This is a genomic window from Aquimarina sp. AU119 (assembly GCF_900312735.1).
In the GTDB taxonomy this organism is placed as follows: domain Bacteria; phylum Bacteroidota; class Bacteroidia; order Flavobacteriales; family Flavobacteriaceae; genus Aquimarina; species Aquimarina algiphila.
Map to the genome: position 1 here is coordinate 269,169 of NZ_OMPF01000014.1, position 25,654 is coordinate 294,822.

Genomic DNA, 25,654 nt, shown 5'->3' on the forward strand with positions numbered 1-25,654 from the left:
CTCCGTGTATGGAGTGCTTTTTACTATATTATCATAAAATATCGGGCTATAAATCAAATTTGATTCCTTGAGCCAAAGGTAATTCTGTAGTGTAATTTATAGTATTGGTTTGACGACGCATATAGACTTTCCAGGCATCTGATCCCGACTCACGACCTCCACCTGTTTCTTTCTCACCTCCAAAAGCACCACCAATCTCTGCTCCTGATGTTCCTATATTTACATTTGCGATACCACAATCTGATCCTGCATGAGAAAGAAAGCGCTCTGCTTCTCTTAAGTTATTGGTCATAATCGCAGAGGATAACCCTTGAGCTACTCCATTTTGAACATCAATTGCATTTTCGATATCGCCACTATATTTAAGAAGGTATAATACAGGTGCAAAGGTTTCATGTTGTACAATTTTAAAAGAATTATCGGCTTCTGCAATTGCTGGTTTTACATAACAGCCACTCTCATATCCTTCTCCAGAAAGCACTGCTCCATCGACAACGATTTTCCCTCCTTCTTCTACTACTTTTTCTAGTGCATTTTGATATCCTTTTACAGCATCTTTATCAATAAGTGGTCCTACGTGATTATTTTCATCTAATGGATTACCTATTCTTAATTGTCCATAAGCATCGACAACTGCATTTTTTACTTTATCATAAATAGATTCATGAATAATTAATCTACGTGTAGAGGTACAACGCTGCCCTGCAGTTCCTACTGCTCCAAAAACAGCACCAATTACCGTCATTTTAATATCAGCATCAGGCGTTACTATAATTGCATTGTTTCCTCCTAATTCCAAAAGAGATTTTCCAAGACGTTCTCCTACGGTAGCTGCTACTATTTTACCCATTCTGGTAGATCCTGTTGCAGAAACCAAAGGAACTCTCTTATCCTTAGTCATCATTTCTCCAACCTTATAATCTCCATTGATTAAACAAGAAATTCCTTCTGGAAGGTTATTTTCTTTTAGGACTTTTGCAATTATGTGCTGACAAGCGATACCACAAAGTGGTGTTTTCTCACTTGGTTTCCAAACACACACATCACCACATATCCAAGCTAAAGCTGTATTCCATGCCCATACTGCCACTGGAAAGTTAAATGCAGAAATGATTCCCACAATCCCAAGAGGGTGATATTGTTCATACATTCTATGTCCCGGACGTTCTGAATGCATCGTTAATCCATGTAACTGACGTGATAATCCTACTGCAAAATCACAGATATCGATCATCTCCTGAACTTCTCCTAAGCCTTCTTGATATGATTTTCCCATCTCATAAGAGACTAATTTCCCAAGAGGCTCTTTTAGTTTTCGTAGTTCTTCACCAAACTGTCGTACAATTTCTCCTCGTTGAGGCGCCGGCATAACCCTCCATGATTTGAAGGCCTCACTTGCAGTCTGAATTACTTTTTCATAATCTGCAGCTGTAGTAGTTTCTACAGTACCTATTAACTCACCATCTACCGGAGAATATGATGAAATTTTCTCTTCGGAAGAGAACCAATCAGAACCTGTAGATGTTCCTTTATTATGATTTGAAACACCTAATTGCTCCAGTGCTTTTTCAATTCCGAAATCTAATATTGCTGTTGCCATGATATGTTGCTTTTTGAAAAGGTAAAGATACTGTCTTTTACAGATAAATTAAATTTTGGTCGATTCTAAAGTTGATTTTGAATGATTTTTCAAAAAAAAGGCTTCAAAAAAATCAAATTAATAATAAAATACAAGAAGCCTAATAAATTTGACTTCTCATTATTCAGATACAAATCGTTTGTCCACAGACATTATAGTTCCACAATTATCACAAGTTCTTAAATCTTCATCTCCATAAAAATGTTTGAAATGTTTTAAGAAATCCTTTTCGATATCATCAAGCTTAAAATAAACATCATGTAATTTTGAATTACAATTGTCGCAGAACCATAATAACCCATCTTCTGCTTCTAGATCTACTCGTTTTCTTTCGATCACCAAACCAATTGACCCTTCATGACGAACCGGAGAATGAGGAACTTTGGCAGGGTGTAAATACATATCTCCTGGACCAAGACTCATTGTTTTCTTTTCTCCATTTTCCTGAATATGAACTTCGATATTACCTTCTAATTGGTAAAAAAGTTCTTCTGTCTCATTATAATGATAATCTTTTCTAGCATTAGGTCCAGCAACAATCATTACGATGTAATCACCAGCTTCTTTATATAAGTTTTTATTCCCAACAGGAGGTTTTAATGTATCTCTGTTTTCCTCAATCCACTGATTAAGGTTGAACGGTTTTTGAATTGCCATATATGCTACTTTTTTAGGAATATAAAAATAAGGAATTGGGACGGAATTTGATTCGTTTAATTCGACTTGATTAACTCTTCTTTTTATTTATAATTTTTCTGAATGATGTAACCAATATATATGCTATAATATGTGAAACTGCATTTATTGAACTTATCAACCATATGGGTTCTTCTAAAATTGGAAAAAAATTTCTAGGATCTTTGGTGCCATTTCTAAAAATGAAAATAGAAATGCTTGATAAGCATATTGACAAAATAACATATCCGATTTCTGGTATTTTTATTTTCTGTTTTCTATCTAAAAAATATCCCAATAATATTGCTAAAAAAGAAAAAAGACTTAGTAGCATCATAACGAAAAAAAATAGAATCCATACCTGAAAATAATTAAAAATATAGGAATATAGTGATGGAAATAATAATAGATGAATAAATGAAAAATAAAATATGTCTTCCTCTTTCTTCATAAAAACATTTGGCTTATGATATGAGTAATTCTAAAATTGTAAGACAGGCTTAATCTATATATAGTTACATGTTTTATTTCATTTTATGATATGTACTTCAGGAAGTGTGGTTAAAAAGAAATCGCTCAAACAAGATTTATCTTGTAGAGCGATTCCCAACTAAATAACCAACCAAAAAGTTTAATATTGTTTAAGTGCTAACCTTACTTTTTATTTTGTAAGCTTCATAAAGTCAGCTTTTTTAATTCTTTTTCTCTCATTCTGAGTAAGTTTACCCTTCTCAGCACTCTTAAACTGTATATGTCCTCTACCCACAAATCGGTATACAGTTTCAGAACTTGGATGAAACAATTCTATCTTGTTGTCATTGATAACGGATAATTCAAAGAATTCATTGTCCGGAGAATCGTAATCAAGTGTTAAAGTTTTCCTATCTAAAGTGTTAATAATGTCATTAATCTCGTAATGACCGCTATAATCGTAGAAGATATCATTAATCGGAATTCCATTTGCATCCTCAGAACTTTTAAAATTTTCTCCTGCTCCGAAATATTCGAACTTTAAATAATTTTCATTATCAAACTCATTCAATACCCCAAACTCACTTGTAAATATTTTTTCCCATGTTTCATATTCCTGAAGGAAATAATGAATATTATCATAAAACACCTGATCATAATCAAAACCATTACGCTGATAACCAACAAGGTAATAACTTGTATTTGTGACTCTATCGTATATTTCTATCTCATCGTCTGCAAATTGCGTAACTTCAAGCTCATACACTCCATCAATATCATGAGCAATATCCAAATTCATTCGAAAAGTATCGTAAGAGCCAACATCCAATCCAAAGCCATTTCCGTTATTTCCTAACCCTACCAAGTTATTATTGGCAAAAAATGTTCCGTTCCTAAAAGAAACTGTAAATGCCTTTTGTAAAAATGGGATCTCACCCGTTCCTTTTGTACGTTCTATATCTACATACCAAATCTCATAAGTGCTCAATACTGTATTCAAACTAATTACAGGTTCTTCTATATAAACATCTTCTTCGACAACTACCTCTGCAACGCAAGAAGTTAGTACCATTGAACCTAAAAAAATAACCGAAAGTAATTTTAACGTCTTCATAAGCTGTGTGTTTTCAATTTCATTTATGAAGAACCAAAACATGTGCCAAACTTATAATAAATTGATTATCAAGCTTTTATTTTGAAATGTATTTTCCTTATTTTTGACGCCTCAATCTTTTTTATGGAAAAAAATCCGAAATTTGCAGTCTTAGGTGGTGGTAGTTGGGCAACTGCTATTGTGAAAATGCTTACCGAAAATCTAAATGAAGTTGGTTGGTATATGCGAAGTGTATATGCAATAGAACATCTCAAAAGACAGCAACATAATCCTAGCTATTTAAGTTCTGTAGAGTTTAAAACCGAACAACTTAATCTAACTAATGATATTAATGAAGCAGTAGTAAATGCAGATTATTTGATTTTTGCAATCCCTTCTGCATTTTTACATAGTGAACTCGAAAAACTTACTTCTTCTCTAAAAGATAAAGTTATTTTTTCTGCCATTAAAGGAATCGTACCCGAAACCGGATTAATCGTAGGAGAACATTTTCATGATACATATGCAATTCCTTTTAACAATATTGGTGTAATCACAGGACCATGTCACGCAGAAGAAGTAGCACTAGAGCGTTTATCGTATCTAACGATTGCCTCTAATGATGAAGAAAAAGCCAAAATCATGGCCAATCATCTAAGCAGTTACTATATCAAATGTAAAGTAAGTGATGATATTATTGGTACAGAATATGCCGCTGTATTAAAGAATATTTATTCTGTTGCTGCTGGTATTGCACACGGACTTGGATACGGCGATAATTTTCAAAGTGTTTTAATGAGTAATGCGATTCGTGAAATGAAACGTTTTATCAAAAAAATACATAAAATGAAACGTAATATTAATAATTCGGCCTATCTGGGAGATTTATTAGTAACGGGGTATTCTACGTTCTCTCGTAATCGAATGTTTGGTAATATGATCGGTAAAGGATATACTGTAAAAAGTGCCCAAATGGAGATGAATATGGTTGCCGAAGGATATTATGCTGCAAAAACGGCATATGAACTTGATGCTACAAAAACCACTCGAACACCAATAATTGATGCTGTTCATGCTGTATTATATGAAAATAAAAATCCCAAAAAAGTATTTAAGAAACTCGCGGATAAGCTAGATTAATTATTCTTATCTTCATAGCTCCTATTTTTACTATACAATCTATGAAGGAACTTATTGAAACTTTCTACACAGCCTTAAATAATCGTGATGCTAATACTATGATCTCTTGCTATCATGAGGATATCATTTTTATAGATCCTGCTTTTGGAGAATTAAAAAGTGATCGGGCAAAAAACATGTGGAGAATGCTTTGTAAAAATGGAAAAGATCTCAAAATTGCATTTTCTCAAGTCGAAGCAGATGAAAACACAGGAAAAGCGCACTGGGAAGCTTGGTATACCTTTAGTAAAACTGGTAGACCTGTTCATAACAAAATCGATGCTCAATTCGAATTTATGGATGGTAAAATCATAAAGCATATAGATCATTTTAGTCTACATCGATGGGCCTCTCAAGCTATGGGTTGGAAAGGAAACTTGCTAGGCGGCACAGGTTTTTTTAAGAAAAAACTCATACAACAGACAAATAGAATGCTCGATAAATTTATAGCTTCCCGATCATAATACAAAAACATGAAAGAGCTTATCAAAACTTTTTATACTTCACTAAATGATCATAATGTCGATCTGATGATGTCATGCTATCATGATGAAATCATTTTTGAAGATCCTATTTTTGGGAAATTACAACCTGATAAAGCTAAAAAAGTTTGGTATTGGCTTTGTGAGAATGGAAAAGACCTGACTGCAAAATTTTCTGATATACAAATTGAAGATCAAAAAGGATCTGCATACTGGGAAGCGCGATATACTTTTGGTGATAGAAAAAGACCCGTTCTTAATAGAATAAATTCTTATTTTGAATTTAAAGATGGTAAGATTATAAAGCATGTAGATCATTTTAGTTTAAAACAATGGGCTTCTCAAGCTATGGGTTGGAAGGGAAAAGTCTTAGGGGGTACTTCATATTTTAGAAAAAAAATACAACATAGATCGAATCGATTACTTGATAAATTTCATATTGACTCGTAAAAACCAATGAAAAACTTAGAAATCACAACACCTCTTGTTTCTGTTAGTTGGCTCTCTAAACATTTAGATCATCCAGACTTAATAATTCTTGATGCTACCATCAAAAAGGTAACCTCTCATGATACTATCAAAAAACCGAATGTAAATATAAAAAATGCTCGTTTTTTTGATATTAAACACACATTTTCTGATACAAATACTGACATCCCTAACATGCTATCCTCTCCAGAAACATTTTCTGAAGCTTGTAGAGCATTAGGGATTAGCTCTCATCATAAAATTGTGATCTATGACAAATTAGGGATCTATTCTAGCCCCAGGGTATGGTGGATGTTTAAAACAATGGGGCATAATGCTGTAGCAGTGCTTGATGGTGGTTTACCTTCTTGGCAAAAAGCAGGATTACCGTGTGAACCCGAGGAAAACTCAATAAAGATTACAGCATCAGGAAATTTTGAAGCCACTTTAGTTCCCAATCTAATTCAGGATGCAGACGCCATAGTAAATGCAATGAATAATAATGACATTCTAATTCTGGATGCTCGCTCTCCTGGTAGGTTTACAGGTATCGAGCCTGAACCAAGAAAGAGTCTCAAAGGAGGTCACATCCCTAATTCTATCAATTTACATTACACCAAAGTGCTTAACAATGGTAAAATGCTACCTACTTCAGAATTATTAGAAATATTAAAACCCTTTTCTATTGAAAATAAAAAACTGATCTTTACATGCGGATCAGGAATCACCGCTTGTATACTTATGTTAGCTTCAGAACTTGTGGGATATCATAAGGTATCCATATATGATGGTTCCTGGAGCGAATGGGGGCAACTAGATGGTGTACCCATAGAATGTTAAATACAAATCAAAAGTACCTGCTTAATTATATACTATGAATTATTTTTTTCGATTTGCTTTTTGTTTTGGGCTTATAACTATACATACTTCTGCCCAGGAAATACCAAAATTTGGTTTACAGGACTTTTACACTAATAATATAGAATTAGATCGTACTGTTGATTCTATATTCGATGTACTTAGTGATCGACAAAAAGTGGCGCAAATGATCATAACTTCTGCTGGAGAATTAGGCAAATCAGAGGCTACTGTTCAAAAGTTAGCGTCACAGGATGCTATTGGTGGTGTAGTATTCTTAAAAGGCAGTAAGAAAAAGCATACCGAGAACATAAATACCCTTAATGCTATTGCCTCAAAAAATAAAACCCTACCACTACTGTTTAGTATGGATGCAGAGCCAAGTCTGTTTGCCAGTAGAATTAAAGGAGCCAAAGACGTAGGTAAAACTATTGATATTAAAAATGATACTCAATCAGATTCTGTTGTTAGCATTATCAACCAAGAACTTAGAGATATTGGAGTCCATCATAACTATGCCCCTGTTTTGGATATTAGTCCAAATAACGAGGCTATCAAGTCCAGAAGCTACGGAAGCAATAAAGATTCTGTAATTAATCTGGCAAATCAATTTATAAGATGTACTCAGGAAGGAGGAATTATTGCTACTGCAAAACACTTCCCTGGTCATGGTCTTGTAAAAGGAGATACACATAAACAGAGTGTATATATAGACGGACCTTTACAGGAAGTAGATAATTATAAAAAAATTATAGCAGATGGAGTACTTTCTATTATGGTCGCACATATTACAATACAAAATAATACAGAATATGGCACCGATGGATTGCCCTCTAGCTGTTCTAGAAAAATTATTACTGGCCTTCTAAAAGAAAAAATGGGATTTAAAGGTATTGTCATTTCTGATGCACTAAATATTATGAAAGCGGTCACAATTTTAGATAATGCACCTTTACTTGCTTCTAAAGCTGGTTGTGACTTGATCCTAATGCCACAAAATGAAATAAAAACGATTAATGCTATTCTTGCAGAAACAAAAACCAATCCTGACTATAAAAAACAAGTCATGCAATCTGTAAAAAAAGTTCTACGATTAAAAATTTGTGCTGGAGTCATTTAATGTATTATCTGGTCTAACTTTGTATCAAGCATATCAAAATCAACATATCCTCTGGATAGAATAATATCATCTGTACCATCTTTTAATACTACAGATGGAAATCCTCCAACTTCTTGGGAAGCAACATATGTAAACTCTTGTTGGGCCATTTTTATATATTTTTCGTCTCTCATTTTTAAATTGAGATCTTCAATATTTACACCAATTCCTTGTAAAATAGTTGAGTTCATACCAATATCGCTCGGGTCTATCCCATCAAAATAAATAGCTTTATGTAGCACCTGTGACAATTCTATTGTTTTTTCTGGATAATTCTCTTTTATAATACAAAGGGCAATTGCTGGAGGCAAAGAGTCCAGTATCATTGCATCATTTTCTAAAAACTTCTTTCCAAATTCTATCCCTGTTCTCTGTTCTACTGTTTTATAGGCTCCTTCTTTGATATAAGGTGCAATTTCATTAATTGCCCCTACTCTATGACCAATAAATAAACCTCCGCTTAGTATTTCAAAATCTACTTTGTCTTTATATTTCATGTAGATTCTATTCATTACCGGACTAAATCCATAACACCATCCACATAGGGCATCATAGTAATATGTAATTTTATATTTCTTCATTTTTTTAATTTCATTTCCGAATGGAAAAATAAAAAAAGCCTCACTGATCACAATAAGACTTTTGAAAGGTTAGTTAGCCCAACTCACAGAATCAACCCATTCATCAAGTGTCTGTGGTGTTACAGATAAAAGTTTATTTGTATTTTTAAAATCTTTTTTCAAAAATTCTGTTTGGTTTTGCTCTACATAACGATATAAATTAGAGATTTCTCTTGCTGCAAGTTCTCCAAATGCCGGAGCAAGTTGTTTTTCAAAATCATCAGGTAATACTCCTACAAAATTTACTGGTTTTTTGATCTTATCTGAAATTGCAGCTGCGATTTCTTCTCCAGTAAATAAATTGCCTCCAATAGGTAATGTCTGACCTGCTAATTCAGGTTTATCGATAGCAGATACTACATATTTTGCTAAATCTACATGACTTATCCATGGAACTTTTGTACCAGAAGTAACAGGATAAGGCAAGATATTATCATTTAAAATAACAGGGATAGACCATGGTGCTGCCAGATTATCAATATAAATATCCGGTACTAAGGTGATTACATTTAACCCTGAGGCATCAAATAACCTTTTCATCTCTACCTTTAGATTAAGCGCCAATAATTCTGTTTCTTCCTTTGGTAAATCAAAAGTTGCATTAAAAATAACAAGATCAACCTTTTGTTCTTTTGCTGCAGCAATAAAATTCGATGTATATTCTTTTGCAAGTTTCATATCAAAAAGTAGCGGAAACGTATACACAGCAACATTTGTATGTTGCAAAGCTTTGTTCAGAGCTTCTTTATCTCCTAACCCTCCCTCTATTACATCTATTCCCTCTCTCACCGGTACTCCTTCTCCTATTGTCCTCTTAAGCGTAGAAATTTTATGATTTTTTGCAATCAACTGTTGCGCAATGTTACCCCCCTGAAACCCGGAAGCTCCGGAAACAAAAATTTTCATAATATTTATTTTTTTTAGGTGTCTTTACGACACATGATTTTTTTAATATCTTTGGCAAAATTACAGCAGTACTGCATTTTTCACAAGTACTTACCTTTATGTATGGTACTTACATAAAAGTATGTAATACTGATTATCAAAATGTTATCAATGGAAAAAGATGAAAAAAATATTGAGGATTGCCCTGTAAAAGAAGCATTAAAGGTTATTGGAGGAAAATGGAGGTTACAAATAGTACACGAAATAGGAGAAGAAAAGAAAAGGTTTGGTGAAATGAAAAGATTGATTCCTGCCATTAGCGAAAAAATGTTAATTCAGGAGCTTAAAAATTTAACTGCTTATGGAATTTTAAACAGGAAAGCATATAAAGAGATTCCGCCTAAAGTGGAATATTCTTTGACAACTATCGGTAAAGAAATTCTACCTATTATAGAACAAATAGAGATGTTTGGAAGCAAGTTAATTAAAGATGAAAACCAATAAAACAAGTACTTTATGAGTACCTCAACAGGATTATCACAATGGCATCAATTTGTTAGAAATCGAGACTTTGCTGCCTTAGAAAGCCTTATTGCAGATGATGCTGTATTACATTCGCCAGTAGTCTGGACTCCTCAAAAAGGAAAGAAAATCGTGTGTATGTACCTTATTGCCGCTGGTAATATTATTGCCAATGACCATTTTCAATATGTTCGTGAAATAACAAATGGACAGCATAGTATTCTTGAATTTACTACTGTGATTGATGGAGTAATTGTAGAAGGTGTAGATATGCTTACTTTTGATAAAGATGGAAAATTAGCAGACATTAAAGTTATGATTCGTCCTTTAAAAGCAATACAGATCGTACATCAAAAAATGGGTGAGTTTCTGGAAAATATGAAAAAAAACTGAGTTTTTAGTCTGGCATTGGCCTTAAAGCATATTTTTTTGCTGAGTCTGAAGTCTAATTCGTAATGCTATATAAAAATCAAAAACAACTTGGTCTGTAGCAGCACTATCTTCTGCGTTTACCTTTATAGAATAACTACTTAAAGTCTTATGATACCATTCTAATAAGATATCGGTTCGATTATCAAAACCAATTAATGATAAAATTGCCGTGCCAAGTTCTACATTAAAAAAAGAGGTGTCAAAGCCTAATGTATTCAATTGATTCATAAACCTATTTCCTAGTAATTCATTTCTAATCAAAAACAAGATCAAATCCTGATGTGTTGACAATTTAAAATTTGGAAAATTCAGAGTTTCTAGGTCTATTTTCATTAGTTTATATTTTATTATTTCGCATGGTCAGAAATACCAACAAGAATTACCGGGTAGGAAATGTAACTCTTATCAAGAAAAATATCTTATCTTAAAAATACTCCTCAGTATTTTAGGAGTAAAATTCAAATCATCTTTGCTATTTTTTTAATGTTCTACGATATTCTGCCTTTTCTTCGGCCACTTTTAGAATTTCTGTAGAACAATTCATCTCATAGATCTGTTTTGCAAGTCGATCACTTATATATTCATTGTGCAATTCTTTTGGGTTTAACTCAAAAACCATTGCTAATCTATCAAGTCTCTTCTCATCAAAATCGCGTTTTCCATTTTCAATTTTACTGAGATTAGCAGAGTCCAGATCCAATTGAGCAGCTAGCTGAGTTAACGTTAACCCCTTCTCTGTTCTAAGTAATCTTATATATTCCCCAAAAGTTTCTTTCATTTGACTTGTCAAAGTTTGACAAATTTATTGTTTTTTTTAAGAATGAAGTAATAAATTTATGGTTTTATCCAGTTCTGCTTCTCTTATGATCTTATAAGTTTTTAATTAAACTGTCCAAAACAGACAACTATCAAATGATATTCTATTCGTATCTTTCTTAAAAATGATGTATAATGAGTAATCCTACACAACTCGAAAGATATAAATCTCTATTAAACTTTTTGGACAAAAGATTTAAGGAAGATATTACCATCAAGGACATAGAAGAAGTATCATTTTACTCTTATAGAAATATCAACAGAATTTTTCTTGCCCTACACCACGAAACCATAGGAAAATATATCAAAAGGATCAAGCTTGAAAAAGCAGCACAATATCTAAAGTATTCTGACACTTCTATTTCTGATATTGCCTTTAATATTGGGTATAGCGATATTGCAGCCTTTAGTAAGGCATTTAAAAATCAATTTAATTGTTCTCCTTCTCAATTTAGAGAAACTCAGGAACTCAAACTGCAAATACAAAAAAGAGCTGTTGATACAGATTACATACATAAAAAACCTTCAATAACATTTGAAATAGAAGAATTACCAAGTCTTGATATTCTTTACTTGACTTATCATGGGACCTATGAAAATATCGATGGTATCAAAAATACCTGGGAACAACTTGTTGATTATGCCTTAAAAAATAATCTTATCGATGATGATACTATTTGCATGGCAGAGATTTTAGATGATAATGATATTACCGACACAATTCATTGTCGATATAATGCTGCAATTGTTATAGAACTACCATTAAAATTTGAGGTAGAAGGGCTTTTTAGAACCAAAACAATAGCACCACAAAAGTATATCAAATTCCTCCATAAAGGCAGTCATGAAGATTCTCTAATTACTTATGATTATATCTATACCCATTGGATGACCGATATACAATTCGAACTTGTTGACAAACCAACTATAGAATTTTTCCTGAATGATGAAACCGATACTCCCGCAGATCAATTACTGACCGAAATTTATATTCCTATTAAATAAAGGATTGTCCAAAATTGACAAACACACAGATTGATCTTCCTATTATTTTTGCTTAATAAGCAAGAATAATATGAATAATCTTACATTTCAAAAGCATTGGTATTTAGGAGTTTTAGGATGTATTGGTTTCTACTCCTTTCAAGATGTAATCGATTTTTATCATGGTAATGGTTCTGTCTGGGAATTATTAAGCCTATTGTGGTTCCTTTGGTTCTTATATTTTCTTCCTCAAAAAAACAATAAAAATAAATTATGAATATCGAAGAAATAATAACTCTTTTTGAAAATTCGGAAGTATTGACATATATAGGATATTTCTTTATTCTAAATATTACGCTTACTCTGTTCGAAATTTTTCTGGATATTTTTACTGCCAAAGAACGCAGGTGGAAGGATACCGGAGCAAACATTATTATCTTTTTTCTTGGACAATTATTAGAAAAAACAATTTTGGGTTCTATAGGAATCATTTGCCTTTTACCCTTTTATCATCTTTCTCCATTTGAGATCGAAATGAATAATTGGACATGGGCTTTAGGTATATTAGTTGCCGATTTTACATACTATTGGATGCATCGATTAGAACACGAACATCGTATTTTATGGGCAAATCATAGTGTACATCATTCCTCAGAAGACTATAACTTATCTATAGCAATGCGATTAAGCATTGTCGAAAGCGCAATAGAATGGATTTTTCTTATTCCGATGATATTGATAGGGTTTAATCCTTTTCAGGCTATAGTGTGTTTAGTTTTTGTAGCCCAATATCAAACCTGGATACATACAGAAAGAATTGTCAAACTTGGATGGCTCGATGAAATATTTAATACTCCTTCTGTACATAGAGTACATCACGGTTCTAATGATATCTATATTGATAAGAATTATGGCGGAATTCTCATACTATGGGATAAGGTATTCGGAACTTTTCAAAGAGAAGAAGAAAAAGTAGTTTATGGACTCACAAAAAATATACACACTAATAATCCCATCACAATTAATTTTATTGAATACAAAAATATCTGGAAGGATGTAAAACAATGTAATACATGGAAAGATAGATTCAGAATTATTTTTGGAAATCTTATCTGGAGACCTCCTTATTTTAAGCAATCTGAAAAAAACAACATATGACTATTACAATAGCTAATCAACTCGTAGATTTACTAAAAGAAAAAAAGTTTTTAGAGGCTCAAGAGCAGTTATTTGCTTTGGAAGCAGTAAATATCGAACCAGAACAGTATCAGGAACGATCTGTAATTGGTTTAAAAGCCATGATTCAGAAAGAAAAGACATTTCTTTCGAATATAAAGCAATGGAATCGTTTTGAGGTTTCTAAACCTTTAGTGAGTTCAAATCACTTTAGCATAAGAATGATAACTGATGTCACATTAGTAAATAACACCGATGTCTGTATAGACGAAATTATTGTGTATGAAGTTGCAAACGGAAAGATTATAAAAGAACAATTCTTTTATCATTAAATTTATTTCAAAAGCAAATTCTATTCTATTTTTTTAAATAACCATTACCTTCCTTTGTTAGTGTTATTTAAATTAAATAGTATGAAAAACAATTCATTATCCGCAGTATATATATGCCTTTTGATTTTGATTTTCGGTTGTAATACACCTAAAAAAGAAAGTGAAAAAATTAGTAAGGAAGGATATACTACTAGCGGTCAAAATCCAAAATGGGTACGTAGTTTAATCAATGCATATAGAACTCTAAATGATGGTCAAAGTATTGAAGCTGCCAATCAACTATATGAAGCAGCAGAGCTTATGCCGAAAAAAAACTGGGAGATCTACTTTATGGCAGCAACTGTGTATGCTACCAAAAACAAAAATGAAGAAGCCTTTCAATCATTACATAAAGCGATACAAGCCGGACTTAGAGATTCTGTATTGACGGCCACCTATCCAAGCTTATCCAACCTAAGAAACGACTCAAGATGGAATACGCTACTACATACTATAAGTAATAATAGAAAGAAATATACACAGTCCATTAAAAATCCTGAGTTATTAAAAGAATTGGAAGAAATGTGGGCACAGGATCAACTTGCATTATCTCAATACGAAGAAAAAACAAAATCTCTAGATAGTAATGCTTCTGTAGAGGAATACCAATTACTTTTTAAAGCTGTCGAAGATCGATGGGAAATAAATAAAAATAAGCTCGATAGTATAATTGATATTCATGGTTGGCCCGGAAATGAACTTGTTGGAGAGGACGGAGCAAAAATCAGTTGGGCAATACCACAACATTACCCCGATGTTTTTTTTAAACAAAAATGCCTATCCCTAATCAAAAAAGCAATGAAAAAAGGAGATATGGATCCCAATCATTATGCAGAGCTCAATGACAGGATAGCAAGAGATATTTGGCAGAAACAAACCTATGGAGCAAGTATGGGACAAGGCGCCCCTCACCCTATTCAAGATCCTGCCAATGTAGATCAAAGAAGGGTAGCATTAGGGCTTCTAGAACCCATAGAGGTTTATGCCTATTTTCATGGCATCGAATATCAAAGACCTAGTCAAGAAGAAGCTAAAATAGCCTTAGCAACCTCACATCAAAAAGCACAACAAAATTTTAAAACCTTTAAAAAATTTATAGCTCAGAAAAATATTGATTCTGCAAATACACATATTGCAAGTGCAATATCATTTTACGGAGAACTTAGTAATGACCAACTCTATCAGGCATCATTATATCTTGCTCCTTTCGAGAATAAACGTTCTAAACGAATCTGTAAAAACATTCTAAAAGTTCTTGTCTGGAGGAAATGGGAGAATAGATTTAAAATAACTAAACAACCAGAATTTATTTCTTGGTATAATAAAAAGGAATGGTTAGAAATTACAGAACTCCTTCAGAAGAGTCAATAATTACTATTTTCAATCCTCAATATCAATTTCTTTCAGACCCAAACTATCAAAGAAAATATCGACATCAAAATCATTTTCAAAAGCTAATGTATAAAACATCTTAGCTTTTTCTTCATCTTTATCTACTTCCTCTCCCATAATATACATTGCTGCCAATTGTCCTGCCGCTTTACCATGGCCTAGATTTGCAGCCTTAGTATAATATGCTATTGCCTTATTAATATCTTTAGAGATACTTTCATATCCTGTAGCATAATATGTGCCTAGATTATATATTGCTCTAATGTTATTATTTTCTGCTGCTTTAACACACCAATCTATTGATTTTTGTGAGTTCTGCTCTACTCCCATACCATAATGATAATAAATACATAGCTCAAACATTGCATCTGCATTTCCTTTTTTAACAGATTGCTGAAGCGCAAAAAAAGAAGCTTCCAAATTTTCGGTATATGCGTATCCTTGATTTAGCATATACCCTTTAAGCAAATAAATCTCTCCGCTAGTATCTTTATCTTCGAGATCAGCGACTAAATCCTTAATTCTATCTGCAGGGATAGAAGTAAGTTTAGCGAAATATGCTATTCTAATATATTTAATCCACGCATCTATACCATATCCCAATTCTGCAGCCAATTTGAAGTAAGAAACTGCTTTTTCAGCATCTTGATCGACACCAATACCTCTATAATAAATCATACCTAACTCGTACCAACCTTCAGCATTACCAGAATTTCCTGACCTAGTATATAGATCAATCATTTCATCAACCATTTTGATATCCAAAATACCTATTACCAAATCTCCTCTCTCAATTTTTTCTTTAATTTCTTCAGCATTTTGATAATCTGTCATAGAATTTTTCTTTTTAGATGTTGAGCAAGAAACAAACAAAAACATTATAATTATACGTATTGATACTGATTTTATTATAAAATTTTTCACTTAAAAATCTTTAGTCTTTGTTTGTTAAATTTGATTGGTTTGATGATTAGTTATAGAATAAAAAGAATGTTCCTAAGCCACTTCAAATAATTTACCAGGTAATGGTTTTATAACTCCCTTTAATTCCATATTAAGCAATACAGAAGCTACTTTAAAAGTGGGCAAATCACATTGCAATGCGATAACATCTAATATTTCTTTTCCATTTTTATTTAGAAAATTAAAAATTTTCTTTTCGTCCTGTTCTAATTCTACAAATAGTTGTTTTTGTATAGCAGGCTGTTCTTTTTCATCAAGTTCCCAATTAAGCATGTAAATCAAATCCGCAGCGCTGGTTAGCATATGAGCACGCTGTGTTTTTATTAACATATTACAGCCTTTACTTAATGCATCATCTACGCGACCAGGAACAGCAAACACATCTCGGTTATACGAACTTGCAATTTCGGCAGTAACGAGTGAACCTCCTTTATCTGCACTTTCGATCACTACTGTTGCTTCACTAAGGCCAGCTATTATACGATTACGCCCCAGAAAATTTTTACGGTCAAAAGCATCTGTACTCCAGAAATCAGTAAAAAAACCTCCATTTTCTTCTAGTTGTGCTACATATTTCTTGTGCGCTTTGGGGTAAATTTGATTTAAACCATGCGCTAAACAACCTACAGTTTGAAGCCTATGTTTTATAGCAGTTTTGTGCGCAATAATATCCACACCATAAGCAAATCCAGATACAATAATGGGATTAATAGGAGCCAATGTTTCTATTAATTCTTCACAGAATTTTGCACCATAACTTGTTACTTTTCTTGTACCTACTATACTTAATATTTTTTTATGTTGAAGGTTAATATTTCCCGAAGAAAACAATACTACAGGACCATCAATACAATGTTTTAACTTCTCTGGGTATCCTTCCTGATCATATATTTGGTAATTAATATTATTTTCTTCTATAAATTTTAATTCATTTTCTGCTGCTTTGCGATGTTGTGGATTATGTAAGTCTTTGATCTTTACAGTGCCAATACCATCTATCTTAAGTAAGTTACTAGTTTTTTCAGTGAGTACTTCTTCTGCAGAACCCACCTCACGTATCAATCTTTTGATAGAGTTATCTCCTAAATTTGCTACCTTTTTAAGCGTTAGTAACGCCAGAAGTTTTTCGATGATCATGTAATGCATTATAAGTCAGTGCAAGAAACAAAAAAAACCAAACTGTTGATAAATTCAGAAACTATAGTTTCGATGGACTCCATTTTTTCATACCTTTGAAATGACTAATCACATTGAAGAAACAGCATATTTAGAAGGGGGCAATGAATAATACAGCCAAATACATAAGTGAATTATTATATAGATATGAATGTGTAATCATGCCAGGTTTTGGTGCGTTTTTAACAAGACGTCAACCGGCTACGATTCACGAATCTACAAATGCATTTTACCCTCCTCAAAAACTGATTTCTTTTAATAGTCAATTACAGAATAATGATGGCCTGTTAGCCAACTACATCGCTTCTGCAGAAAACATTTCTTATACAGATGCTGTGGCTAAAATCCAACGTTATGTATTATCGCTTAAGGAAAAAATGGCTCAAGGTCAGCGTATAGAGCTAGATAAAATTGGTTCTTTATTTACTTCTGTAGAAAATACGCTTCAGTTCGAACCTTCTCAGGAAGTAAATTATCTAAGTGAAGCTTTTGGATTATATTCATTTGCTTCTCCAGAGATCAATCGTGAAGTTGAAATCGCCAGAGAAGTTTATAAAAAAGAAGTTGAAGCAATTGAAGAAGTCACTCCTCTTACCTTCACTCCAGAAAAACGTCGTGAGCGACCATATTTACAATATGCAGCCGTTGCAGCCATAGTATTAGGTATTGGTGGATTCTTTGGTCTAAAACAAATTAGTGACAATACAGTAAGCTATAATAATCAAGAATGGCAAAAAGCCAATCAAGAGATTGAAAACAGAATTCAGGAGGCTACTTTTGAAATATCTAATCCCTTACCTACCATTAGTCTCAATATCGTAAAAGAAGAACAAAACACAACAACGGCTAGTACTAATGAATCTATAGAAGTATTATCTGGAAAATATCATATTGTTGCTGGTGCTTTTAGAATTAAATCTAATGCTAATAAAAAAGTTGAAAGCTTAAAAGCTCAAGGTTTTAATGCTCGTTTAATTGGAGTTAACAAGTATGGATTACACCAAGTAGTGTATGAAACTTATGAAAACAGATCTGAAGCACTACAAGCATTAAGAAAAATTAAAAATCAGGAAAGCCCAAAAGCCTGGTTATTCATTCAGGGAAATTAAAAATTATTCTAACATTAGTTTTTTACTGCATTTTATGCCTATCCAAATAGGTATATTCTCTATCTATTCTTATCTCTAAGTATTTACCTTAAAGCTAAGGATTAAATACCCTATAACTTATTTTCTCATTACGGTATTACCTCATATCTTTGTCAAAAATTAAAATGCCTATGGAAGCTAGAACCCCTTCAGAATCTCTTGCAATACTAACCGACTTTGTATTAACTGGAGAGACCAACTCACTTAATAATTTGTTTGGGGGAGAGCTTTTAGCACGTATGGATCGTGCTGCTGGAATCGCTGCTGGCAGACATTCTAGACGTGTTGTGGTAACCGCTTCGGTAAATCATGTTGCATTTAACAAGGCAATTCCGTTAGGAAGTGTTGTCACTGTTGAAGCCAAAGTTTCCAGAGCTTTTACTTCCTCTATGGAAGTTTATATTGATGTTTGGGTAGAAGATCGTCAGAGTGGAGAAAAGACTAAAGCAAACGAGGCGATTTATACTTTTGTTGCTGTAAACGAAAGTGGAACCCCTGTTGCTGTGCCTTCAATTAACCCGCAAACAACTTTAGAAAAACAACGATATGATGCTGCTTTACGTCGTAAACAATTAAGTTTGGTGCTTGCAGGAAAAATGAAACCTGATGATGCTACCGAGTTAAAGGCGCTCTTTGTATCATAATCTTTTTACATTTTTTTAAAAACTGTTATTGCATTGTGCCCTCCAAAACCAAATGTATTGTTCATAGCAATTTCAATATTCTTGGATATTGCTTTTTGTGTTATGATATTTAAGCTTTGAGGAATTTCATCTGAAATATGATCTGTATTAATTGTTGGTGGTATAACTCCGTCTGTGATAGCTTTAATACATAATATACTTTCTATAGCTCCAGCGGCGCCAAGTAAGTGCCCTGTCATCGATTTCGTTGCGCTTAACACAAGATTTTCAGGTGCACTACCATATACTTTGGAAATTGCTTTAACCTCGCTTAGGTCTCCTACTGGAGTCGAAGTCGCATGAGTATTTAAATAATCAACTTCTTGCGGATTAATCTGCGCCTCTTGTAATGCCAGTTCCATTGCTTTTGCAGCTCCAAGACCATCTGGATGGGTAGCGGTCATATGATACGCATCGGCAGTCATTGAAGCTCCCACAACTTCTGCATAAATCTTTGCTCCTCTTTGTTTTGCATGCTCAAAGTCTTCTAGAATAACAGCTCCAGCTCCTTCTCCCATTACAAAACCATCTCTCTCTTTATCAAAAGGTCTTGAAGCTATTTCTGGATGATCATTCCTTTTTGACATTGCTTTCATCGAACTAAACCCTCCTATAGAAGCTTCTGTAATAGGCGCTTCAGAACCTCCTGTGACAAATATTTTGGCCTTCCCTAATTTTATATAATTATATGCATCCATTATAGCAGAATTTGATGTTGCACATGCCGAAACCGTAGTATAATTAATACCCATTAGATTAAATTTCATAGAGATCATACCCGAAGCCATATTAGCAATGAGCTTAGGCACAAAAAATGGATTAAACCGAGGATTTTTATTGTTTAATGCATACTCTTTTACTTCATTTTCAAAAGTATTCATCCCTCCTTGTCCTGTTCCCCAAATGACACCTACGTCAAATGGCGAAATCTTATCCATGTCAATTCCCGAATCTTCAAATGCTTCTGATGCTGCATAAAGTGCATACTGAGTAAATAGATCGCTTTTTCTAATTTCGTTTCGTTCCAGATACTTTTGTGGCTCAAAGTCATTGATTTCGCAGGCAAACTGAGTTTTAAACAAAGAGGGGTCAAACTTTGTAATTTTTGAAGCTCCACTTTGACCAAGGATTGCATTATTCCAAAATTCTTCAACAGAATTTCCTAGAGGAGTCACTGCTCCCAAACCTGTTATTACTACTCTTTTTTCATTCATATATACATAAATTATACTTACTAATAAGTAAGTTTTATGAGTTAAAAAAACTACACTCCTTTTAATATGGAGGCTTTTACTGATTTAAAAATATTCTCCCTAATTACTTTATCAAGAATAAGAGAAGAAAGTAATGATGCTATGATAAGATCTGCTTTTTCATTAGGTTTTTCTGCAAAATTAAATTCTTTTTTGGCAAGTCCTTCTTTAAGCAGCTCCATCATCCATATTCTGATTTCACCACTCATTTCTGAAAGATTATCTTGCATATTCTCTGGTAATGATTCATAAGATGATCCCAAAGCTCCAACCAAACAAACCAGATTGAGTGATTGATTTTCTTCATATAACGCGATAAAATTATCCAATCTCTTCTTTGGAGAGTATTTTCTCCATTCTTCATCGTATTTTTGAAATTTCTTTCTTGATCTAATAATAATCGACTCCCCTAAATCAGATTTTTTAGGAAAATGATAATGTACAGCAGCATTTTTTATTTGTAATGGTCCTGATATATCTCTATAACTGAATGCATTATACCCTTTGGTTCTAATCAAATTTTCAGCCAGATCCAGTATCTCAATTCTCTTATCAGACATAGTTCCAAATATACTTACTTATCAGTAAGTATGCAACTTTAAAAATTAAGTTTATATTTCAAAAAAACTATCAAACTTAACTTTGACAACTTTTTTATACTGACCATTTAATAGATTACATCTTATAAATCCAACTTTGCGGGTTTAATCGCTTTGCATTTTGGTAGATTAAAAATTTCATGATTGCTCTACCTGTAGTTGGATTGGTACGTACTGCACCTATAGACTGTTTGGTTGCGACCTTATCACCCTCTTTAACTGTTATATTTTCTATATTATAATAGGTAGTGATATAATTACCATGTCGTATCTGAACTAATCGGCTGGCTCCTCTAAGTTTTTGTATTGCGATTACTTCTCCTTCAAAAATAGCTCTTGCCTTCTCTCCTGTTCTTGTTTCTATTTCGACTCCACTGCTATTAATTTGTATATTAGGTAATGTAGGATGTGGCTGACGTCCAAACTTCTTAGTTATTCTTCCTGTTCCCACGGGCCAAGGCAATTTTCCTTTATTCGATGTAAAATTATCGGCCAATATCTTAGCCTCTGCAGTCAGAGCAAAGGTCGTTGCTGAACCTTTTTTGGTAACTTTTTTACCTGCTTTCTTATTTGCCCTGGCTATAGCTTCTCTAATCAATTTTTCGATTGCTTTATCAATCGCACTAGCTTGTTCTTGTTTTTTCTTAATTTGTTTGGTATACGTCCCCGCTTTCTTCCTAATTGAAGCCATTAATATTTGTTGCTCCTTCTTCTCTTCTTTAAGATCTTGTTGCGCCTGTCTATTTTCTTCAATCAACCCTTGCTTATCCTTTTTTTGTCTTGAAAGATCAGTATTAAGCGCCTGAAGCTCTATCGTACTATTTTCAATCCGGTCTGCTTGTTCTTTTCGGTGCTCATTATACTGCTTCATATACTGCAGTCGTTTATAGGCCTGAGCAAAATCTGCAGAAGAAAGTAAGAACATAATTCGACTTTGATGAGATTTACTTTTATATGACTTGGTAATCATCTTAGCATAATCTTTTTTAAGAGCCTTAAGCTCTTTGCGATATGCATCTATCTTCTTAAAATTTGTATTAATCTCACGTGTCAACAAGTTTGCCTGCTGATTTGTAATTTTAATCAAATTCTGACGTGTACTAATCTGTGAATTGATCGTTTCAACTTCATCCAAAACAGAGCGCTCTTTAAGTTTATTATCAGCCCGCAATTGTTTCATTTGCTCAATTTCTTCTCTTAAGCGTTGACGTTCCTCTTCTAGTTGTTGTTGCTTGGTACTTTGAGAAAACAAGGGACCACAAACCAATAATAAACCAATAAAAAATATGACTTTTAAAAATCTCATTGAATAGTAACTTGCTTGTATCCTGATGGTATTTTAAACGGAAAACTTACCTTAGCATTGTAATCTACCGTTTTATATTCTATTTCAATTGTTGTTTTCCCTTTATCTTGTAAAGCTTCTATGTGAATTTCTTTAGGAAATTCTTGATTTCCTACCTTTTGATATGTTTTATAATAGATTGTTAAATCTCTATTTTCTGATGGTTGTTTAAGTTTTTGTTGAGCCATTTTAAAAGTATCTGGTCGTACTAAAAACAATCGCTCGAATAAAGCTAATTCTGTTTTAGGTTGTAATTGATAGGATTGATTCGTAATGGATGATTTATACTTATCATCCCTTAAGTTAAATAATGCTTGTCCCAAAAGCATTTGTTGTACTTTCTTAAAATCTAAGTCTGTTCCTAACCATTCACTTAACAACCTAAAATCTCCTTCGAAGTAGGTGCTATTGATTTTCTCATAATAACTTACTTTTTCTGGTGTAATTAATGCTTTTGCAAGTGTGATCCCTAACATTTTTACACTAACCCATATTCTTTTATCTTTTTCAAGACGTAACGTGGCGATAGGACTAAAGGATTTTTTCCCATCATCATATTTGACCTTTACCTTGGTATTAAGTGTTTCAAAATTGAAAGATCGGTTATAATGATTTGCAATGATTTTTTCTGCGCTTAATCTTTTTACACCTGATTCGGTCACACTTTTGGTACCTTTACAAGAATTGAGGGCAATCAAAGAAAAAAACAATAGACCAAAAAATATTCTGTTCATTAACTCTTATGATTTTTTCTGAAGTTGATTTACTTTTTCTTGATATTCTGAAGCTTTTGTTGCATCTCCAAGTTTTTGATATGCTGCACTAATTTGTTGATAAAAGTCTGATTCCATTTTAAGATCATCTATTACATAATCTATACCTGTAGTGAGAATTTCGATCGCTTCTTCTGCTTTTTCAAGATGAATAAGAGATACTCCATTTACCAAATAGAAAATAGGTTGTGCAGGGAATAACTCTAAAGCTAATTCACTTCCACTCATTGCTTTTTCATATCGTTTTAGATCCAATTGTAAAAGTAGAATTCTTCTTAATAACGAAAAATCATTAGCATTGCTTTTTATACCTCGTTCATAAAAATTAAGTGCTTGTTCTTTATCGTCCTTTTTAAAGTAATAATTTCCAAGTTCTGTAAATACTTTTCCATTCTCCTGACCATTAGAAAGCAAAGCAATAATATCGGTTAATTGAGATGCATACTGTGGATTTTTATCAATGAAGAGAAGAAAATCATTGACCACTTTAAATTTAGAATCCATATCTATTTTATTGCTTTTTAGTGCAATTTTCATAGATTGAATCGCTTCTTCTGTTTTATTTCCTTCTAGATAAAACTTATACAATGCCAAATGTACCAATTCCGATTTTGGCTTTTTCTTTAATAATAAAGTTGCAACCTCAAATGCTTTTTCTTTTTCCCCACTTTGACTATAAAGATAGATAAGATTAAGATAGTTTTGTTCTACCTTAGGCTTGTCTTTTATCATCTTTTCTAATCTGGAGATTTGATTATTTGGGTTTGTTATTTTTGAAGAAATGCGTTTTCGTAATCTACCTCTATACCCATCAACACCATATTCTTCATCCAGCTCATCAATTAAAACCAAAGCTTCATCATAACGTCTTTCAAGAAAATAGAGATTTGCCAATTGTTCTTTGAACATAGAATTAAAAGTAACCAGCTTTTCTACAACTCCTGTAGATTCTTTGTATTTTCGTTGTTGAAAATACACTTGAAACAATAGTTCCAATACAAATTTATCATTAGGTTTTACCTCTATTACTTTCTTAAAATTATCTTCTGCCTTTTGGTATAACTTTAACTCTAAATAATTTTTTCCCAGTTCAAAATACAGGTAATTCGGTTCTGGATCAATAGCAATACATTTCTCTAAAGCTTCAATCGCCTTATCATAATTGGTGATTGCTTTTTGCTTTAATGCTTCAAAAAAAGATTCTTGAAACTCATCTGAAACATTCCCCAAATCATCAATATTAATCTCTTGTTTGGGTTCTATATCCTGAGTATAACCAACATTATACCCTAATACAAAGAGTATACTCAAAATACAAATATGTTTCCAATAATTAATCATATAAAATTTACTGAAGTACTTTTACTTCATCACAAATTATTCCAAAATAGAATAGTCTCCTATGCTTACTGTAGTGAAGTTTCCATCATACACAGCATTATTTCCTATCATAGCATTGTCTAAGTTAGCATTTTTTATGACAGTTTTGGTTTGAACCAGACTATTTTTGATAGCTGTATTCTCGATTACACATCCATTCCCTATTGAAACGTTCGGTCCAATTGTTGCATTTTTCAGGGTTACTCCTTCTCCTATATAACATGGACTAATAATGGTAGAATTTTCCTGTTCTACCTGATCACTAACCAATTGTTCTCCATCATTCTGTAAAAACCCAAGCATCCTTGTATTGGTTTCTACAGTAACATTTTTATTTCCGCAATCCATCCACTCATCTACTTGTCCGGTTACAAAAACTTTACCATTACTCATCATTCTTTTGATGCCATCATTAATCTGATATTCACCACCATTAATAATGTTATTATCCAATACATATTGCAGTTCATTCTTTAGCACTGCTACATCTTTAAAATAATAAATTCCGATCACTGCCTGATCCGAAACAAACTCCTGAGGTTTTTCTACCAGTTCTACAATATGTTTGTTTTCATTAAGTTTTACCACCCCATATGCTTCAGGTTGTTCTACCTGTTTAACCCAAATTACAGCATCTGCCTCTTTATCGAGATTAAAATCTGCTCTAATTAGTGTATCTGCATATGCAATTACTGCAGGGCCTGAGAGGGATGCTGCAGCACACATAATTGCATGTCCGGTTCCTAAAGGTTGATCCTGTCTGTAAATAGATGCTTTTGCCCCCAGTTCTTCTGCTAATTTAGTTAAACTCGATACAACATCCTCTCCAAAAAAAGCAGGATCACCAAGTACAAAGGCAATTTCATCAATTGGTTCTCCCAAAACCTTAGCAATATCAGATACTAATCTGTGTACAATTGGTTTCCCGGCTACTGGAATTAAAGGCTTAGGAACAGTAAGTGTATGAGGTCTTAGTCTAGAGCCTCTTCCTGCCATGGGTACTATGATTTTCACTTGATTATTTTTTTAATGTTATTATTTTTTGTCTTATGGCATACATAACATATACCTATGTGCTAAACTATTTTCTTTAATCCAAAAACCTATTCTAG

General features: G+C 33.0%; 29 protein-coding genes. 14 read left to right on the top strand and 15 right to left on the bottom strand.

Annotated elements, in window-relative coordinates; all coding sequences use genetic code 11:
- Nucleotides 1-46: 46 nt before the first annotated feature.
- From DK442_RS12070 to DK442_RS12085, 3 genes are all read right to left on the bottom strand, one after another.
- Nucleotides 47-1,600 carry an aldehyde dehydrogenase family protein gene (locus DK442_RS12070; RefSeq protein ID WP_109436136.1) on the bottom strand — a complete coding sequence of 518 codons (1,554 nt, stop codon included), beginning with the start codon at nucleotides 1,598-1,600 and terminating at the stop codon, nucleotides 47-49.
- 159 nt (nucleotides 1,601-1,759) lie between these two features.
- A complete protein-coding gene (locus tag DK442_RS12075) occupies nucleotides 1,760-2,296 on the bottom strand; it encodes a 3-hydroxyanthranilate 3,4-dioxygenase (protein WP_109436137.1) in 537 nt (178 codons plus the stop codon).
- A gap of 679 nt (nucleotides 2,297-2,975) precedes the next feature.
- Nucleotides 2,976-3,899 carry a nicotinic acid mononucleotide adenyltransferase gene (locus DK442_RS12085; protein WP_109436448.1) on the bottom strand — a complete coding sequence of 308 codons (924 nt, stop codon included), beginning with the start codon at nucleotides 3,897-3,899 and terminating at the stop codon, nucleotides 2,976-2,978.
- 123 nt (nucleotides 3,900-4,022) lie between these two features.
- Here DK442_RS12085 and DK442_RS12090 point away from each other — a divergent pair, with 123 nt between their 5' ends.
- The 5 genes from DK442_RS12090 to DK442_RS12110 are packed head-to-tail and all read left to right on the top strand — an operon-like array spanning nucleotide 4,023 to nucleotide 7,985.
- Nucleotides 4,023-5,018 (top strand): NAD(P)H-dependent glycerol-3-phosphate dehydrogenase, encoded by a 996-nt coding sequence (locus DK442_RS12090; protein WP_109436139.1) that lies wholly within the window; start codon nucleotides 4,023-4,025, stop codon nucleotides 5,016-5,018.
- 41 nt (nucleotides 5,019-5,059) lie between these two features.
- Nucleotides 5,060-5,521 (top strand): nuclear transport factor 2 family protein, encoded by a 462-nt coding sequence (locus DK442_RS12095; protein ID WP_109436140.1) that lies wholly within the window; start codon nucleotides 5,060-5,062, stop codon nucleotides 5,519-5,521.
- 9 nt (nucleotides 5,522-5,530) lie between these two features.
- Nucleotides 5,531-5,989, top strand: coding sequence for a nuclear transport factor 2 family protein (locus DK442_RS12100; RefSeq protein WP_109436141.1), 459 nt, complete (start codon nucleotides 5,531-5,533; stop codon nucleotides 5,987-5,989).
- A gap of 6 nt (nucleotides 5,990-5,995) precedes the next feature.
- Nucleotides 5,996-6,847 (top strand): sulfurtransferase, encoded by an 852-nt coding sequence (locus tag DK442_RS12105; RefSeq protein ID WP_109436142.1) that lies wholly within the window; start codon nucleotides 5,996-5,998, stop codon nucleotides 6,845-6,847.
- A gap of 34 nt (nucleotides 6,848-6,881) precedes the next feature.
- The gene (locus DK442_RS12110) at nucleotides 6,882-7,985 is read left to right on the top strand and encodes a glycoside hydrolase family 3 N-terminal domain-containing protein (protein ID WP_109436143.1); all 1,104 of its coding nucleotides are present in this window, start codon (nucleotides 6,882-6,884) and stop codon (nucleotides 7,983-7,985) included.
- On the opposite strand, the gene DK442_RS12115 is transcribed toward DK442_RS12110, so the two are convergent.
- On the bottom strand, nucleotides 7,982-8,605 hold the full coding sequence (locus DK442_RS12115) for a DsbA family protein (RefSeq protein WP_160114149.1): 624 nt from the start codon (nucleotides 8,603-8,605) through the stop codon (nucleotides 7,982-7,984). The genes DK442_RS12110 and DK442_RS12115 overlap by 4 nt on opposite strands.
- Before the next feature lie 69 nt (nucleotides 8,606-8,674).
- On the bottom strand, nucleotides 8,675-9,550 hold the full coding sequence (locus DK442_RS12120) for an SDR family oxidoreductase (RefSeq protein ID WP_109436145.1): 876 nt from the start codon (nucleotides 9,548-9,550) through the stop codon (nucleotides 8,675-8,677).
- 150 nt (nucleotides 9,551-9,700) lie between these two features.
- Between DK442_RS12120 and DK442_RS12125 the strand changes: the two genes are divergently transcribed.
- Both DK442_RS12125 and DK442_RS12130 read left to right on the top strand, forming a co-directional pair.
- Nucleotides 9,701-10,033, top strand: coding sequence for a helix-turn-helix domain-containing protein (locus tag DK442_RS12125; protein WP_109436449.1), 333 nt, complete (start codon nucleotides 9,701-9,703; stop codon nucleotides 10,031-10,033).
- A 12-nt stretch (nucleotides 10,034-10,045) separates the two neighbouring features.
- Nucleotides 10,046-10,444, top strand: a complete 399-nt coding sequence (locus tag DK442_RS12130) for a nuclear transport factor 2 family protein (RefSeq protein WP_109436146.1) — start codon at nucleotides 10,046-10,048, stop codon at nucleotides 10,442-10,444.
- Nucleotides 10,445-10,465: 21 nt separating this feature from the next.
- Here DK442_RS12130 and DK442_RS12135 read toward each other — a convergent pair whose 3' ends face one another.
- Nucleotides 10,466-10,816, bottom strand: coding sequence for a hypothetical protein (locus tag DK442_RS12135; protein WP_109436147.1), 351 nt, complete (start codon nucleotides 10,814-10,816; stop codon nucleotides 10,466-10,468).
- A 139-nt stretch (nucleotides 10,817-10,955) separates the two neighbouring features.
- Nucleotides 10,956-11,261 carry a helix-turn-helix domain-containing protein gene (locus DK442_RS12140; RefSeq protein WP_109436148.1) on the bottom strand — a complete coding sequence of 102 codons (306 nt, stop codon included), beginning with the start codon at nucleotides 11,259-11,261 and terminating at the stop codon, nucleotides 10,956-10,958.
- Nucleotides 11,262-11,434: 173 nt separating this feature from the next.
- On the opposite strand from DK442_RS12140, the gene DK442_RS12145 reads away from it, so the two are divergent.
- From DK442_RS12145 to DK442_RS12165, 5 genes are all read left to right on the top strand, one after another.
- Complete coding sequence (locus DK442_RS12145) at nucleotides 11,435-12,304, top strand: GyrI-like domain-containing protein (protein ID WP_109436149.1); 870 nt, start codon at nucleotides 11,435-11,437, stop codon at nucleotides 12,302-12,304.
- Between the two features lie 70 nt (nucleotides 12,305-12,374).
- Nucleotides 12,375-12,560, top strand: coding sequence for a hypothetical protein (locus DK442_RS12150; protein ID WP_109436150.1), 186 nt, complete (start codon nucleotides 12,375-12,377; stop codon nucleotides 12,558-12,560).
- The gene (locus DK442_RS12155; protein WP_109436151.1) at nucleotides 12,557-13,441 is read left to right on the top strand and encodes a sterol desaturase family protein; all 885 of its coding nucleotides are present in this window, start codon (nucleotides 12,557-12,559) and stop codon (nucleotides 13,439-13,441) included. The genes DK442_RS12150 and DK442_RS12155 overlap by 4 nt, the downstream gene beginning before the upstream one ends.
- Complete coding sequence (locus DK442_RS12160; RefSeq protein ID WP_109436152.1) at nucleotides 13,438-13,791, top strand: SnoaL-like domain-containing protein; 354 nt, start codon at nucleotides 13,438-13,440, stop codon at nucleotides 13,789-13,791. Before DK442_RS12155 ends, DK442_RS12160 begins: the two co-directional genes overlap by 4 nt.
- An 81-nt stretch (nucleotides 13,792-13,872) precedes the next feature.
- A complete protein-coding gene (locus DK442_RS12165; RefSeq protein ID WP_109436153.1) occupies nucleotides 13,873-15,201 on the top strand; it encodes a DUF6624 domain-containing protein in 1,329 nt (442 codons plus the stop codon).
- 9 nt (nucleotides 15,202-15,210) lie between these two features.
- Here DK442_RS12165 and DK442_RS12170 read toward each other — a convergent pair whose 3' ends face one another.
- Entirely contained in the window at nucleotides 15,211-16,056 is an 846-nt protein-coding gene (locus tag DK442_RS12170; protein ID WP_160114150.1) for a tetratricopeptide repeat protein, read from the bottom strand.
- Nucleotides 16,057-16,218: 162 nt separating this feature from the next.
- On the bottom strand, nucleotides 16,219-17,322 hold the full coding sequence (gene dprA / locus DK442_RS12175; RefSeq protein ID WP_109436155.1) for a DNA-processing protein DprA: 1,104 nt from the start codon (nucleotides 17,320-17,322) through the stop codon (nucleotides 16,219-16,221).
- Nucleotides 17,323-17,465: 143 nt separating this feature from the next.
- Here dprA and DK442_RS12180 point away from each other — a divergent pair, with 143 nt between their 5' ends.
- A complete protein-coding gene (locus DK442_RS12180) occupies nucleotides 17,466-18,470 on the top strand; it encodes an SPOR domain-containing protein (RefSeq protein WP_109436156.1) in 1,005 nt (334 codons plus the stop codon).
- 170 nt (nucleotides 18,471-18,640) lie between these two features.
- Nucleotides 18,641-19,153, top strand: coding sequence for an acyl-CoA thioesterase (locus DK442_RS12185; RefSeq protein WP_109436450.1), 513 nt, complete (start codon nucleotides 18,641-18,643; stop codon nucleotides 19,151-19,153).
- 5 nt (nucleotides 19,154-19,158) lie between these two features.
- Here DK442_RS12185 and fabF read toward each other — a convergent pair whose 3' ends face one another.
- From fabF to DK442_RS12215, 6 genes are all read right to left on the bottom strand, one after another.
- The gene (gene fabF, locus DK442_RS12190; RefSeq protein WP_109436157.1) at nucleotides 19,159-20,406 is read right to left on the bottom strand and encodes a beta-ketoacyl-ACP synthase II; all 1,248 of its coding nucleotides are present in this window, start codon (nucleotides 20,404-20,406) and stop codon (nucleotides 19,159-19,161) included.
- Nucleotides 20,407-20,456: 50 nt separating this feature from the next.
- Complete coding sequence (locus tag DK442_RS12195) at nucleotides 20,457-21,005, bottom strand: TetR/AcrR family transcriptional regulator (protein ID WP_109436158.1); 549 nt, start codon at nucleotides 21,003-21,005, stop codon at nucleotides 20,457-20,459.
- A gap of 115 nt (nucleotides 21,006-21,120) precedes the next feature.
- Nucleotides 21,121-22,350: a murein hydrolase activator EnvC gene (locus tag DK442_RS12200; protein ID WP_109436159.1), complete on the bottom strand. Its 1,230-nt coding sequence runs from the start codon at nucleotides 22,348-22,350 to the stop codon at nucleotides 21,121-21,123.
- Nucleotides 22,347-23,123 carry a DUF4292 domain-containing protein gene (locus tag DK442_RS12205; protein ID WP_109436160.1) on the bottom strand — a complete coding sequence of 259 codons (777 nt, stop codon included), beginning with the start codon at nucleotides 23,121-23,123 and terminating at the stop codon, nucleotides 22,347-22,349. The genes DK442_RS12200 and DK442_RS12205 overlap by 4 nt, the downstream gene beginning before the upstream one ends.
- 6 nt (nucleotides 23,124-23,129) lie before the next feature.
- Nucleotides 23,130-24,473, bottom strand: coding sequence for a lipopolysaccharide assembly protein LapB (locus DK442_RS12210; RefSeq protein ID WP_160114151.1), 1,344 nt, complete (start codon nucleotides 24,471-24,473; stop codon nucleotides 23,130-23,132).
- 66 nt (nucleotides 24,474-24,539) lie between these two features.
- Nucleotides 24,540-25,556, bottom strand: a complete 1,017-nt coding sequence (locus tag DK442_RS12215; protein ID WP_109436162.1) for a sugar phosphate nucleotidyltransferase — start codon at nucleotides 25,554-25,556, stop codon at nucleotides 24,540-24,542.
- Nucleotides 25,557-25,654: the final 98 nt, after the last annotated feature.